Origin of the sequence: Roseovarius gahaiensis, from assembly GCF_011601345.1 — a bacterium.
In the GTDB taxonomy this organism is placed as follows: Bacteria; Pseudomonadota; Alphaproteobacteria; order Rhodobacterales; family Rhodobacteraceae; genus Roseovarius; species Roseovarius gahaiensis.
This window is the reverse complement of record NZ_JAAORB010000017.1, coordinates 1-14,229: the sequence shown is the minus strand read 5'-3', so window position 1 is coordinate 14,229 and position 14,229 is coordinate 1. Positions and strand designations below refer to the sequence as shown.

Genomic DNA, 14,229 nt, shown 5'->3' with positions numbered 1-14,229 from the left:
GCGCAGGGCGCGACTCCCCCGGAGTATTTTTGGAACAATGAAGCCCGGGCGATGCGTGATGGATCAGACATGGGCCACCTCCATGCCATGCGCGCCGCCCATCATCAGGCCGATCTGATCAAGGCTGAGATCGGCGGTGGGGCGAATATCGGACAGCCGACCTTCGTTGAGGGCGCCGAAGCGGTCGGAGATTTCCATAAGTTCGTCAAGGTCTTGGCTGATACATAGAATCGCGGCACCACCGGCGGCCAGATCCAGCAGCGCCTGCCGGATCGCGGCGGCGGCGGCGGCATCGACGCCCCAAGTTGGCTGATTGACGATCAGAACCTCGGGGTCTTGCAGCACTTCGCGACCGATGACGAATTTTTGCAGGTTGCCGCCGGACAGGGCGCGCGCGGCGGTGTCGGGGCCGGGCGTGCGCACATCGAAGCGGTCGATGATTTTTTGCGCGAAGGCTCGGGTTTCGGGCCAGCGGATGAAGCCGCGTGTCAGCAGGCCGCGCCGTTGTGCCCCGGTCAGCAGGGCGTTTTCGGTCAGGCTGAGATTGGGGGCGGCGGCGTGGCCAAGGCGTTCTTCGGGGGCGGCCAAAAGGCCAAGGCGGCGCCGTTGTGTTGGCGACAACTGGCCAATCGCCTGTCCCTTGAAGCGGATCGCACCCGGCGCGGTGCGCAATTCGCCCGACAGGGCGGCCAGCAATTCGTCCTGTCCGTTGCCAGCGACCCCGCCGATGCCCAGAATTTCGCCCCGCGCGACAGTCAGGTGAATGGTCTTGAGCGCGGTGCCAAAGGGGCTGGGCGAGGCCACCGATAACCCTGAAACGTCCAGTATCACTTGGCCATGCGCGTCGTGGCGTGCTTTGGCGGGGGCGGCAAAACTGGCGCCGACCATGATCTGGGCCATGTCGCGGGCCGAGGTCTCAGCCGGAACACAGGTGCCCACATTGCGCCCGTGCCGCAAGATCGTGGCACGGTCACAAAGGGCGCGGATTTCCTCCAGCTTATGCGAGATATACAGGATGGCCACGCCCTCGGCGGTCAGTTTGCGCAGGGTCGTGAACAGGATGTCCACCTCTTGCGGGGTCAGCACGCTGGTCGGCTCGTCCATGATCAAAAGGCGCGGCTCTTGCAGCAGGCAGCGCACGATTTCCACCCGCTGACGTTCCCCCGCCGACAAATTGCCGACCGCGCGATGCGGGTCCAGCGGCAGGCCGTAGGTTTCGCTGACCTCGCGGATGCGGCGGGCCAGATCGCGCATTGGGGGCGGGGTTTCCATGCCAAGGGCGATATTTTCCGACACGCTGAGCGCATCGAATAGCGAGAAATGCTGAAACACCATCGCCACGCCCGCAGCCCGCGCGGCGCGCGGTTCGTACGGGGTGTAGGGTTTGCCACGCAGGGTCATCTGGCCGCTGTCGGGTTTGACCAGTCCGTAGATCATCTTGACCAAGGTGGATTTGCCCGCCCCGTTTTCGCCCAGAAGCGCATGCACCTCGCCCGGCGCGATATCAAACGACACTTCGTCATTGGCTTTGACCCCGGGGTAGGCCTTGGTCAATCCCGAGATGGTAAGCAAGGCGTCGGTCACGCGGCGATCCCCTGATGGCGCGAAGTGCGGTTGATGTCACTGACTAGCGCAGGGATGGCATGGGGGGCAATGGGGGGCAGGGCTTTTGCGCGCGCTAAAGCGGCATGTGCTGCCCAGTTGGGCAGAATATAACAAATCCATGTCCGCCGGATCTTCCGCCCCGTCGCGCCTGCGGTTACTCTGTCGGACATGAGCACCGATCCCCGATTCATTCATCTGCGCGTCCACACTGAATATTCCCTGTTGGAGGGGGCTATTCGGCTGAAAAAGCTGCCCGGTCTTTGCGAAGCGGCAGGTATGCCCGCCGTGGCCGTCACCGACACCAACAATATGTTCGCCGCGCTGGAATTTTCCGTCACGGCGCAGGCGGTGGGATTGCAGCCTATTATGGGCTGTCAGGTTGATCTGGAATATGTGCAGGCGCAGCCCGGTGAGCGGCTCAAGCCGCCCGCACCGGTGGTTCTGCTGGCCCAGAATGAGCGCGGCTATGAAAACCTGATGAAGCTGAACTCGTGCCTGTATCTGCGCGGGGATGGCCAATTGCCGCATGTCACGCCCGAGGATCTGGAGCGCCACGCCGAGGGGATCATTTGCCTGACCGGTGGCCCCGACGGGCCGGTGGGCCGCCTGTTGCGCGCGGGCCATCGCCCGGCGGCGCAAGTACTGGTCGACCGGCTGCACAGCGCCTATGGCGACCGTCTGTATATGGAGTTGCAGCGCCACCCCGGCGAAAGCGGCGCGCCCGAGGCCGAGCGCCAGACCGAGCGTGGGTTTATCGAAATGGCCTATGCCATGGACATTCCGCTGGTGGCCACAAACGATGTCTACTTTCCCACATCCGACATGTACGAAGCGCATGATGCGATGTTGTGCGTGGCTGATGGCGCCTATGTCGATCAGGCAGACCCGCGCCGCCGCTTGACCGCGCAGCATTATTTCAAAACGCCGCAGGAAATGGCGACGCTGTTTGCCGATTTGCCCGAGGCGTTGGAAAATACGGTCGAAATCGCCAAGCGCTGCGCGTTTGGCTGCTACAAGCGCGACCCGATTCTGCCCAAGTTCGCCGATGACGAGGTGAACGAATTGCGCCGTCAGGCCAAGGCTGGGTTGCAGGCACGTCTGGCGGTGATTCCGCATGCCACCTCGGTGGAGGACTACGAAAAACGGCTGGAGTTCGAACTGGGCATCATCGAGGGGATGGGCTTTCCGGGCTACTTCCTGATTGTGGCCGACTTTATCAAATGGGCCAAGGATCATGATATTCCGGTTGGGCCGGGGCGCGGGTCGGGGGCGGGCAGCCTTGTGGCCTATGCCCTGACCATCACCGACCTTGACCCGCTACGCTATAGCCTGCTGTTCGAACGGTTCTTGAACCCCGAACGGGTTAGCATGCCCGATTTCGACATCGACTTTTGCATGGATCGCCGCGAAGAGGTGATCCAATACGTGCAAGAGAAATACGGGCGCGACAAGGTGGGGCAGATCATCACCTTTGGCGCGCTGCTTTCAAAGGCGGCGGTGCGCGATATCGGGCGGGTGCTGCAAATGCCCTATGGGCAGGTCGACAAGCTGTCCAAGATGATCCCGGTGGAAGGGGTCAAGCCGGTTTCGATTTCGCAAGCGCTGCAACAGGAAGATCGTCTGCGACAGGCCGCGCGCGATGAAGAGGTGGTGGACCGGTTGCTGAATTACGGCATGAAGGTCGAAGGGCTGCTGCGCAACGCCTCGACTCACGCCGCCGGGGTGGTGATTGGCGACAGGCCACTGGACGAGCTGGTGCCGCTGTACCAAGACCCACGGTCAGATATGCCCGCCACCCAGTTCAACATGAAATGGGTGGAGCAGGCGGGCCTTGTAAAGTTCGACTTTCTGGGCCTGAAAACCCTGACGGTGATCCAGAACGCCATTGAACAAATCCATGCCGAGGGGCGCGATCTGCACGTCGCACAAGATGGCAGCGCGATCTATGAGCCGTTCGAGGGGGCCGAGAACGATATCGGGCAAATCCCGCTGGACGACGAAAAGACTTATCAGCTTTATGCACGGGCCAAGACGGTTGCGGTGTTTCAGGTTGAAAGCTCGGGCATGATGGATGCGCTGAAGCGTATGAAGCCCACCTGTATCGAGGATATCGTGGCCCTTGTGGCGCTGTATCGTCCGGGGCCGATGGAAAACATCCCCACCTATTGCGAGGTCAAGAACGGCCAGCGCGAGATTTCATCGGTGCACCCGCTGATTGATTATATCCTTGAGGAAACCCAAGGCATCATCGTCTATCAGGAACAGGTGATGCAGATCGCGCAGGTTATGGCGGGTTACAGCCTTGGCGGCGCCGACCTGCTGCGCCGCGCCATGGGTAAAAAGATCAAAGAGGCGATGGACGCGGAGCGGCCCAAGTTCACCAAGGGCGCGATGGACAACGGCGTGGATGAAGCCAAGGCGAAAGAGGTCTTTGACCTGCTGGAAAAATTTGCCAACTACGGCTTCAACAAATCGCATGCGGCGGCCTATGCGGTGGTTTCGTATCAAACCGCATGGCTCAAGGCCAATCACCCGGTTGAATTTATGGCCGGGGTGATGAACTGCGACATTCACCTGACCGACAAGCTGGCCGTCTATTTCCAAGAAGTTAAAAAAGGGCTGAAACTGCCCTATGCGCCGCCGTGCGTGAATCGCTCGGACGCGGTGTTTCAGGTGCGCGGCGGGGTGCTGCATTACGCGCTTGGCGCGCTCAAAAATGTGGGCGTCGAGGCGATGCGCCTGATCGTCGACGGGCGCGGCGATAAACCCTTTGCCACGCTTTACGATTTCGCCCGCCGGGTCGACCTGAAGCGGATCGGCAAGCGCCCGCTGGAAATGCTGGCCCGCGCCGGGGCCTTTGACGAGCTTGACCGCAACCGCCGCCGGGTGTTCGACAGCATCGAGGCGCTGATGAATTATTCGGCGGCCATCCATGACCAAAAAAACTCCAATCAGGTGTCCTTGTTCGGTGAGGCGGGCGACGATCTGCCCGAACCGCGTCTGTCGCCGGTCGAGGATTGGTTGCCCGCCGAACGCCTGACCGAAGAATTCAAGGCGATCGGGTTTTATCTGTCGGGGCACCCGCTGGATGACTACATGGGCGCGCTCAAGCGTCAGGATGTCAAAACACTGGACGAGGTGACAGTGTTGGCCGCACAAAAGGGTGCGGTGCTGGTCAAGATGGCGGGCGTTGTGGCCGGACGGCAGGAACGTAAATCAGCGCGCGGCAATCGCTTTGCCTTTGCGCAATTGTCCGACACGACAGGCGGCTACGAGGTGACGCTGTTTTCCGAAACGCTGGAAAAATCGCGCGAGTATCTTGAGACCGGAACGCAGGTGGTTCTGACCGCCGAGGCGACGATGGAAAGCGACCAGTTGAAATTGCTGGGCCGCTCGGTCCAGCCGATCGACGGTGTCGTGGCGGATGCGGGCGCGGTCGGCTTGCGTATTTTTGTCGAAACGGAAACGGCTATCCCGTCGGTGGCCTCGGTTCTGCAAGGCGCGGCGCACGCGGCCAAATCTGGCGGGCGCGGACCGATCCGCTTTTGCCTGATGGGCAGTGGTTTGCCCGGCGAGGTCGAAATCGACGCAGGCGAAGACTACCCGGTGACCCCGCAACTCAAGGGCGCGATCAAAAGCCTCAGTGGGGTTTTGACCGTGGAAGAAATTTAGGCTTTACCAATGCGGCGGCGGTTGATCGCCCAAGGCGATGCTGCCACCTTGGTCTTGTTCCCGCGTCGCCTCGCGTTCCAAAAGCAGTTGCACCCGGTGCGTCAATAGGGCGATCTCGCGCTCTTGGCGCGTGACAACGTCGGACAGGTCATCGACGGTGCGGGTCAGGTGGGCAATCTGTTCTTCAAGCGCGTCCATGCGGCGATCTAGCGGGTTTGCGTGGCTTTCGTCAATCGCCGATCCCTTGCCACAGCTTGCCCCCGCTGGCCCCATCCGCTAGACGCTGCGACAAACAGCACATGGCGATGGACCCGAACAATGGCCAAGCAGAAAAAACAGCCCCGCCCCAAGGCCGAAACGCCCAAGGGCTTTCGCGACTATTTTGGCGCGGAAGTGACCGAACGCGCCGAAATGCTGCAAAAAATTGCGCAGGTCTACCACCTGTATGGCTTTGAGGCGCTGGAAAGCAGCGCGGTCGAAACCGTTGAGGCGCTGGGCAAGTTCCTGCCCGATGTGGACCGCCCGAACGAAGGCGTTTTTGCGTGGCAAGAGGATACCGAGGGCGACAAGCCCGGCGATTGGCTGGCGCTGCGCTATGACCTGACGGCACCCTTGGCGCGGGTTTATGCGCAACACCGCAACGACCTGCCCACACCTTACCGCCGCTATGCGATGGGGCCGGTCTGGCGGAATGAGAAGCCGGGGCCGGGGCGGTATCGGCAGTTTTATCAATGCGATGCCGATACCGTGGGCGCGCCCTCGGTCGCCGCCGATGCCGAGATTTGCGCCATGCTGGCCGACACGTTGGAGCAGGTGGGCATCCCGCGCGGCGATTACATCGTGCGGGTGAATAACCGCAAGGTGCTGAACGGTGTGCTTGAGGTCATGGGCCTTGACGAAGGCGCGGCGCGCGATGCCGTGCTGCGCACCATCGACAAGTTCGACAAGGTGGGCGAATCCGGCGTGCGCGAATTGCTGGGCAAGGGGCGTCTGGATGCCTCGGGGGCGTATATCGACGGCGTGGGGCTGAGCGATGAACAGGCGGGGCCGGTCTTGGCCTTCCTGACGTCGAAAAGTGACAGCGCGGCACAAACGCTGGAAAACCTGCGGGCTGCTGTCGGGGATAGCGTTGTAGGCCTTGAAGGCGTGCAAGAGCTTGAAACCATTTCCAATTTGTTGGCGGCCCAAGGCTATGGCCCGGATCGCATCGTCATCGACCCCTCTGTTGTCCGCGGCCTTGGCTACTACACCGGCCCGGTGTTTGAGGCGGAACTGACCTTTGAAATCTTTGATGAAAAAGGCCGCAAGCGCCAGTTTGGCAGTGTTGCGGGCGGTGGGCGTTATGACGATCTGGTCAAGCGCTTCACCGGGCAGGCGGTGCCCGCCACGGGCGTGTCCATCGGGGTGGATCGCCTGTTGGCCGCGCTGCGTGAAAAGGGCCGGATTGGCGGCACTGTGCCGGGGCCTGTGGTGGTCACGGTGATGGATCGCGACCGGATGGCCGAGTATCAGGATATGGTGGGCGAGCTGCGCCGCGCGGGCATCCGTGCCGAGGTGTATCTGGGCAACCCTAAGAATTTCGGCAACCAGATGAAATATGCCGACCGGCGTGGCAGCCCGGTCGCGGTGATTGCGGGCAGCGATGAGTTCGACCGCGGCGTCGTGCAGATCAAAGACCTGATCCTTGGGGCCAAGATTGCCGAAAACGCCACCCTAGAAGAATGGAAAGAGCGCCCCAGCCAGTTTGAGGTGCCGCGCGCCCAGCTGGTTGAAAAACTGCGCGACATGCTGGACGGGCAGGACCAATGACCGATCGCGCCGCCATCCGGGCCGAGGCCGCGCGCCTGCGCGCCATGTTCGAGGCTGAGGGCGCGCAGCCGGTGGAAACCGCCGTGCTGCAACCTGCCGAAGTGTTGTTGGACCTGTATGGCGAAGATATCCGCGCGCGGGCCTATATCACATCGGATGCCTTGCGCGGCGAACAGATGCTGCGCCCGGATTTCACCGTGCCGGTGGTGCAGATGCACATGGAGCACGGCGCGGAACCGGCCTGTTACACCTATTCCGGCGAGGTGTTTCGCCGCCAAGAGGACGACCCCGACCGCGCCAATGAATATATGCAGGTGGGGTTCGAACTGTTTGACCGCGCCGCGCCACAGACGGCGGATGCGCGTGTTTTTTCGCTGCTTTACAACACGTTGAAGCCACTGGGCCTGCGTGCCGCTACCGGAGATATCGGCATCTTGATGGCGGCTGTGGACGGGTTGCGCACGACCGAGCGGCGCAAGAACGCCCTGCGCCGCCATATCTGGCGGCCACGCCGGTTTCGGGCGTTGATGGACCGCTTCTCGGGCCGGATGGCGATGCCCGAAAGCCGCGCGGCCCTGTTGGCGATGGCCGACCCGCTGGCCGGTGCCGCACCCATGATCGGCATGCGGCGCGAAGCAGAAATCCTCAGCCGCATCAAAGCCTTGCAAGAGGACGCGGTAAGCGATCCGATCTCGGAAAACGAGGTGGCGTTGATCGACGCGATCTTGTCGGTGCGCGAAACCTCGGACAATGCGTTGGAACATTTGCGCGATATCGCCGTGGATTTGTCGGCGATCGGGCCTGCTGTGGACCGTTTGGCCGAGCGGCTTGAGGCGTTGGAGAAGCGTGGCATAGACACAACCAAGCTGGATTTCGAGGCCAGCTATGGGCGCACCAACATGGAATATTACGACGGGTTCGTCTTTGGATTCTACGCTGAAACCCGGCCTGATCTACCGCCCGTGGCCACCGGTGGGCGTTATGACGCGCTGACCCGCCAACTTGGGCGGGGTCGTGAAATTCCGGCTGTGGGGGGCGTGGTGCGTCCCGGGCTGGTGGTGGAATTGGAGGGGCTGACATGAGCCTCAAGCTGGGTGTGCCGTCCAAGGGGCGGCTGATGGACAAGACCTTTGACTGGTTCGGCCAACGCGGCATCGAACTGGGCCGCGCAGGATCGGAACGGGAATATGCCGGATATGTCCAAGGCATTGATAATATTGAGCTTGTTTTGCTGTCCGCCGGGGAAATTCCGCGCGAATTGGCGGCGGGGCGGATTCATCTGGGCGTGACCGGCACCGATCTGGTGCATGACAAGCTCGGCCAATGGGACCGCACGGTCGCGGAATTGGCGGGGCTTGGCTTTGGTCAGGCCGATCTGGTGCTGGCGGTGCCCCGGTGTTGGGTCGATGTGAACACCTTGGACGATCTTGATGCCGCCGCCGCAGCATTCAGGATAACCCACGGGTTTCGTTTGAGAATTGCCACCAAATATCACCGTTTGGTGCGCGAGTTTCTGCGTGAAAACGGGGTTGCGGATTACCAGTTGGTCGACAGCCAAGGCGCCACGGAAGGCACTGTGAAGAACGAAACCGCCGAAGCGATTGCCGATATCACCTCGACTGGTGACACTTTGCGCGCCAACCATCTGAAAATATTGGAAGACGGTCTGATCCTACGATCACAGGCGACGCTGTTCCGGGCGCGCAAAGCGCCGATGGACGACGCGGACCGCAAGACGCTCAAGACCCTGTTGAAGCAGTTGGAATTGGACTGAGCCGTCGGCAGCCACACCCCGGTTAAGTGCCAGATTTCGTCTGGGGTGTCCCCGGCCTTTTGACCCGCGCGTGACTGTGCCCGGATTAGACTGTTCTAGCACCGTGCATATAAACGTGCATACAAAACAGGCGCGCCATTGCAGACGCGCCCGTAATGATGTCTGGCCCGGATGGGCCACCCGCCAAGCCCTTAGAACCGGAACGTGCCGCGAACCTGAACGGTGGTAGCATCAAGATCGGTGGTGCTGGTGCCGAAATTCGAGAACTCGTGATAGAGCGCCTCGCCACCCAATGAAAAGTTCTGAGTGACCATATGCTCATAGCCGGCACCCACGAAATACCCGTCGTCATCGCCCAGCGTGTCGGTATCGGCCTGTGCCCAGCCACCGGTGCCATACAGCAGGCCATTGCCGATCTTGTAGCCGCCGCGCAGTTTGACGCGGAAGATGTTTTCAAGGTCGGGATTGCCCGCGCCAAGGCTGATATCGGCCCAGTCGTAATCAAGGCCGCCGCCGATGACCCACTGACCGAAATCATAGTCATAGCCTGCGGTCAGGCCGCCGATGGCGCCATCCCCATCAACGCCCGGTGCGTTTGTGTCGGCATTGCCATAGCCGAATTGCCCGCCGACATATCCGCCGGTCCAGTTGGGGCTGGCCGGGGCGGGCGCGGGGGCAGGGGCCGTGATCTCGGGTTCGGGGGCGGGGGATGTGGCCGATCCTGCTAGGGCCGGGCCCGAGGCCGTGGCCAATGTAGCGGCGATCAATGTGCTGTATTTCAACATGGGATCAAATCCTTTTGCGTTTGTCCTGCTATATCCGCTGAACTGCGGTCTGCTCGTTTCACGTGTCGCCTGCAGTGTCAGCAGGCCGTGCGTGGCAAGTGATGAGGTCTTGCCAGCATTCCAGACCTGAGCATTCGTGGATAAATGTTCAACCAACGGTCGTGATCCCGGCACGTTCCCGCCATGTGAACGTTGGGTCATGCGCTGAAAAATGCCGATTTATCAGTGTTTTCCCCGCAATCAGCACAGGGGTCGGTCACATCCCTGTGAGGTGGGTGTCAGATCACGCCGATATCGGCCAGCGCCGCAGACAGGTCAGGCGGCAGGCTGTCTTCGGATTGGCGGCTGCTGGGCAGATCCGCGGGGGCATCGCCGGGTTTCAAGTAGCGCCAGCCCTGAAACGGGCGTTTCTGCGCAGTGGTGGTGCGGATGATTTCAGGGTCCAGCACAAAGGCACAGCGCCGAATGCCGTCGCTGCCTGTCACTTCGTCAAACCGCAAAAGGCGCTGGCGACATTGCACAAGGCCCTGCACCACCCAATAGATCGACCCACCATCCAGCAGTTCGGCCGCACGTTTGGGCCACATGCGCGTGATATGGCGCGGTAAGCCATCTGCGCCTTTGGCGCGGTTGGACGATTGCCATGTGATCAGGCTTTCGATGCTGTCCGAGCCGACGCTGAGCTTGATGAGGTGGAGTTTGGCCATGCCCTGCGATTCCTATTGTGATGGGCACATAGGGTAGTGGAAATGCGCCGGGCTTCAAGCTATTGTGTGTGTTCCCTTCCAAACAGGATTCGCGCCATGACCCGTTTCGCCGCCCCTATTGCCCAGTCCATCTGGGATATGAAATACCGTCTGAAAGAAGCCGATGGCACAGCGCTTGACGAAACGGTCGAGGATACGTGGCGGCGGATCGCCCGTGCGTTGGCGCAGGTTGAGGCCGAGCCAGCCAAGTGGGAAGAGCGGTTCTATAGCGCGCTGGAGGATTTCAAATACCTGCCTGCGGGGCGGATCACCGCAGGGGCGGGGACGGCCCGCAGCGTGACCCTGTTCAACTGTTTCGTGATGAGCACCATCCCCGACAGCATGGGCGGCATCTTCGAGATGCTGAAAGAGGCCGCGCTGACCATGCAGCAGGGCGGCGGCATCGGCTATGATTTCAGCACGATCCGTCCCAAGGGGGCCGAGGTGCATGGCGTGGCCGCCGACGCCAGCGGCCCGCTAAGCTTTATGGATGTCTGGGATGCGATGTGCCGCACCATCATGAGTGCGGGCAGTCGCCGGGGCGCGATGATGGCCACCATGCGCTGCGACCATCCCGATATCGAGGATTTCATCGCCGCCAAATCCGACTCCGCGCGGCTGCGCATGTTCAACCTGTCGGTTCTGGTGACCGATGATTTCATGGAGGCCGTCAAGGCTGACGGCCCGTGGGAATTGGAGTTTGGCGGCAAGGTCTACAAAACCGTGCAAGCGCGCGATTTGTGGAACACGATCATGCAGGCCACCTATGATTACGCCGAGCCGGGGGTGATTTTCATCGACCGGATCAACGCCGCCAACAACCTGAATTACTGCGAGACGATTGCCGCGACCAATCCCTGCGGCGAACAGCCCCTGCCGCCGTATGGCGCTTGCCTGCTGGGGTCGATCAACATGGCGCGGCTGGTGCGCGACCCGTTCGGCAAAGGTGCTGAACTAGACGAGGCCATGCTGGATGATCTGGTGGCCACTGCCGTGCGGATGATGGACAACGTCGTTGATGCCTCGAACTTCCCGCTGGAGGCGCAGCGCCAAGAGGCCCGCAACAAGCGGCGCATCGGTCTTGGGGTCACAGGGCTGGCTGACGCGCTGCTGATGGTCGGCCTGCGCTATGGCAGCGACGAGGCCGCCACGCAAACCGAAGCCTGGCTCAAACAGATCGCCCGCGCGGCCTATCTGGCCAGCGTGGAACTGGCCAAGGAAAAGGGGCCGTTTCCGCTGTTCGAGGCCGAAGCGTTTCTGGCATCTGGCAACATGAAGGGCATGGATGACGATGTGCGCGCGGCCATCGCCCAACACGGCATTCGCAACGCCCTTTTGACGAGCATTGCGCCCACCGGCACGATCAGCCTGTATGCGGGCAATGTCAGCTCGGGGATCGAACCTGTGTTCGCCTATTCCTACACCCGAAAGGTGCTGCAAAAAGACGGCTCGCGCACCGAAGAAGAGGTGGTGGATTACGCGGTGCAGATGTGGCGCGAAAAATTTGGCGACGCGGACCTGCCCGAGCATTTCGTCAACGCGCAAACCTTGGCCCCTCTGGACCATGTGAAAATGCAGGCCGCCGCGCAGGCTTGGGTGGACAGCAGCATTTCCAAGACGATCAACTGCCCGGCCGATATTTCCTTTGAGGCGTTCAAGGATGTCTACATGCAAGCCTATGAAACAGGCTGCAAAGGCTGCACCACCTATCGCCCCAATGATGTAACGGGCAGCGTGCTGAGCGTGTCCGAGGCCACCGATGAAACCCCCGGCGAAACCGGCGCGCCAGTGCCGCAAGAGGGCGGCGAAGTGGTGTATATGTCCGAGCCGCTAGACCGACCCACGGAACTGGAGGGCGCGACCTACAAGCTGAAATGGCCCGACAGCAACCACGCGATCTATATCACCGTGAACGATATCGTCCTGAACGGCCATCGCCGCCCGTTCGAGGTGTTTATCAACTCCAAGAACATGGAGCATTACGCGTGGACGGTGGCGCTGACTCGGATGATCTCGGCGGTGTTCCGGCGCGGCGGCGATGTCAGCTTTGTGGTCGAAGAACTGAAGGCGGTGTTCGATCCGCGCGGCGGGGCATGGATGCAGGGAAAATACATCCCGTCGATCCTTGCGGCCATCGGTGGCATTCTGGAACAGCACATGATCTCGATCGGATTTCTGGAGGGCGAGGGGCTGGGCCTGAAAACCGACCCGACGCAATCGGTGGTCAACCTCGACGCCCCGCGCGGCCCGTCCTGCCCCGCGTGTGGCAGCTACGACATGCGGATGATCGAAGGCTGCATGACCTGCGCCAGCTGCGGGCACTCTAAATGCGGCTAGACGGATCGGGTTTGAAACTGTCGTTGCGGGCATAGTTATGCCAAATCGGCCGATTTTTCTGCCACGCGTCGGCGGTAGTTTTGCCAAGGGAGTCTAGGTATCTGTAAAGCAGATACTTTTTGAGAACTCCCTTGGCAGGCCCTGAAAACAGACCTTCTGGTCCAGAATATGACCGAAGCTGGGTGGGGCTGCCTGACGCGGCCCTCCTGATGAGGCCGCGTCGGACAGCCCCCACCCTGGCCGGTCTCACTTACACAAACATCTACACAATCTAACCGGAGCAGGGATCTTCTGACGCGCCCCATGACGGGGTGCGCATTTCCACAAGGAAAGGTGATCCCTTGAAGCATATTCCCGACATCCATGCCCTGCTCCGGCACATGAACAAGCTTGGTGATTTTCTGCGCTGGCTCCGCACAGAGGGCGACAGTCTTGTCGCCTCGGCCGAGCTGCTCGGTGGCCAGAAATGGGCCAAGCGCGCCCGCAGTATCGTTGCGATCGTTCAGAATGGCCACGACCTCGGCGCCCGCCGAGGAGAGCTCCTTGCCCTGCATAGGCTATTGAGCCTCGATTTTACCACCGTACTTGGCAGCCCAGAGGCCAAGCGCTTTGCGGCCATCCATCCGGATGATCCGCGGGCCGATGTCGCGCGACGATGCTCCGAGGCGCTTTGCCAAGGCCTGCGGGCACTTGAAGCCCTGCGACTGGCCGGGGTCGTCAACGTGCGGGAGGCGGTGTGATGCAGGGCAGTCAATCGACAAAGCTGGCGCAAGCGCGTGTCTTGACGCTCTATGCCGGCCGGTGGCTGGATCTGCTCGATTTTCAGGCCCATGAGACAGCGCCAGTCTTTTCCCCCAGCGTCTCCACTTATCACGACATGCTGGACCCGGGCGGGACGGATGCGGCCCGACTTGCGGCTTGTTGGGCTATGCGTCCGCATGTTTTGCGCCGCGTGGGCGCCGAACGCTTGCGCGGAGAAGCGACTCACGCGCGCAACCGTCCTGTTGATCCATACGGCCAACGCTGGCGCACGACGCGAGACGGTGCGGCGCTTGAGACGATCGCTTGTATGCTCTCAACGGCAATCGAGCTCTTTGGTAGTACTATTCATGAGGGTGATAGGTAGGAGCAAAGTGGGGTCGCTTCGTTGCGGCCCCATTCTGCTGGAACCGTCACGCCATGTCCTCAGGTTTGGATCCAGCAGGCCGTTTCATGGCGGGATCTCAGCCGCCACAGCGCTCAAAGAAAAACGCCGCCCGAAGGCGGCGTTGATCTATCTCTTATCTGTTCCGGTTTACGGAGTGCAGTTCGAGAAATTGGGTGGTGTGAGAGCTCCAGCGGCATTATCGAAGTTTGCGCATGAAATAACATTCGGATTGACAGTCCATCCGGACAGATCCTGGTTGAAGGCGTCGGCGCTGGCGTGTGAATCGGCGTGCAAAATTGACCCACTTGGGTGGGTTATGAGCGAGTAAAATTGACCCACCTGTTTCGTTAACAT

General features: G+C 61.2%; 10 protein-coding genes. 6 read left to right on the top strand and 4 right to left on the bottom strand.

What is annotated here, in order from left to right:
• Window positions 1–63 precede the first annotated feature (63 nt).
• Window positions 64–1,584, bottom strand: coding sequence for an ABC transporter ATP-binding protein (locus HAT86_RS09740; RefSeq protein ID WP_167196553.1), 1,521 nt, complete (start codon window positions 1,582–1,584; stop codon window positions 64–66).
• A gap of 189 nt (window positions 1,585–1,773) precedes the next feature.
• On the opposite strand from HAT86_RS09740, the gene dnaE reads away from it, so the two are divergent.
• The gene (dnaE, locus tag HAT86_RS09735) at window positions 1,774–5,277 is read left to right on the top strand and encodes a DNA polymerase III subunit alpha (protein WP_167196549.1); all 3,504 of its coding nucleotides are present in this window, start codon (window positions 1,774–1,776) and stop codon (window positions 5,275–5,277) included.
• A 3-nt stretch (window positions 5,278–5,280) separates the two neighbouring features.
• Here dnaE and HAT86_RS09730 read toward each other — a convergent pair whose 3' ends face one another.
• Complete coding sequence (locus HAT86_RS09730; RefSeq protein WP_167196546.1) at window positions 5,281–5,475, bottom strand: SlyX family protein; 195 nt, start codon at window positions 5,473–5,475, stop codon at window positions 5,281–5,283.
• 120 nt (window positions 5,476–5,595) lie between these two features.
• Here HAT86_RS09730 and hisS point away from each other — a divergent pair, with 120 nt between their 5' ends.
• From hisS to hisG, 3 genes are read left to right on the top strand one after another with little or no spacing between them, the layout of a single operon-like run.
• Complete coding sequence (gene hisS / locus HAT86_RS09725; RefSeq protein ID WP_167196543.1) at window positions 5,596–7,086, top strand: histidine--tRNA ligase; 1,491 nt, start codon at window positions 5,596–5,598, stop codon at window positions 7,084–7,086.
• Entirely contained in the window at window positions 7,083–8,168 is a 1,086-nt protein-coding gene (locus HAT86_RS09720; RefSeq protein WP_167196539.1) for an ATP phosphoribosyltransferase regulatory subunit, read from the top strand. The genes hisS and HAT86_RS09720 overlap by 4 nt, the downstream gene beginning before the upstream one ends.
• On the top strand, window positions 8,165–8,860 hold the full coding sequence (gene hisG / locus HAT86_RS09715) for an ATP phosphoribosyltransferase (RefSeq protein WP_167196536.1): 696 nt from the start codon (window positions 8,165–8,167) through the stop codon (window positions 8,858–8,860). Before HAT86_RS09720 ends, hisG begins: the two co-directional genes overlap by 4 nt.
• Before the next feature lie 191 nt (window positions 8,861–9,051).
• Here hisG and HAT86_RS09710 read toward each other — a convergent pair whose 3' ends face one another.
• On the bottom strand, window positions 9,052–9,645 hold the full coding sequence (locus HAT86_RS09710; RefSeq protein WP_167196534.1) for an outer membrane protein: 594 nt from the start codon (window positions 9,643–9,645) through the stop codon (window positions 9,052–9,054).
• Between the two features lie 278 nt (window positions 9,646–9,923).
• Complete coding sequence (locus HAT86_RS09705) at window positions 9,924–10,352, bottom strand: DUF1489 family protein (RefSeq protein WP_167196531.1); 429 nt, start codon at window positions 10,350–10,352, stop codon at window positions 9,924–9,926.
• 96 nt (window positions 10,353–10,448) lie between these two features.
• Between HAT86_RS09705 and HAT86_RS09700 the strand changes: the two genes are divergently transcribed.
• A complete protein-coding gene (locus HAT86_RS09700) occupies window positions 10,449–12,728 on the top strand; it encodes an adenosylcobalamin-dependent ribonucleoside-diphosphate reductase (protein WP_167196528.1) in 2,280 nt (759 codons plus the stop codon).
• Between the two features lie 341 nt (window positions 12,729–13,069).
• Window positions 13,070–13,468, top strand: coding sequence for a hypothetical protein (locus HAT86_RS09695; protein WP_167196525.1), 399 nt, complete (start codon window positions 13,070–13,072; stop codon window positions 13,466–13,468).
• Window positions 13,469–14,229: the final 761 nt, after the last annotated feature.

What these genes read in the sequence shown, in the direction of transcription:
- dnaE (WP_167196549.1), top strand. Translation starts at nt 1,774, where the DNA reads ATGAGCACCGATCCCCGATTCATTCATCTGCGCGTCCACACTGAATAT.
- HAT86_RS09730 (WP_167196546.1), bottom strand. Translation starts at nt 5,475, where the DNA reads ATGGACGCGCTTGAAGAACAGATTGCCCACCTGACCCGCACCGTCGAT.
- hisS (WP_167196543.1), top strand. Translation starts at nt 5,596, where the DNA reads ATGGCCAAGCAGAAAAAACAGCCCCGCCCCAAGGCCGAAACGCCCAAG.
- HAT86_RS09720 (WP_167196539.1), top strand. Translation starts at nt 7,083, where the DNA reads ATGACCGATCGCGCCGCCATCCGGGCCGAGGCCGCGCGCCTGCGCGCC.
- hisG (WP_167196536.1), top strand. Translation starts at nt 8,165, where the DNA reads ATGAGCCTCAAGCTGGGTGTGCCGTCCAAGGGGCGGCTGATGGACAAG.
- HAT86_RS09710 (WP_167196534.1), bottom strand. Translation starts at nt 9,645, where the DNA reads ATGTTGAAATACAGCACATTGATCGCCGCTACATTGGCCACGGCCTCG.
- HAT86_RS09705 (WP_167196531.1), bottom strand. Translation starts at nt 10,352, where the DNA reads ATGGCCAAACTCCACCTCATCAAGCTCAGCGTCGGCTCGGACAGCATC.
- HAT86_RS09700 (WP_167196528.1), top strand. Translation starts at nt 10,449, where the DNA reads ATGACCCGTTTCGCCGCCCCTATTGCCCAGTCCATCTGGGATATGAAA.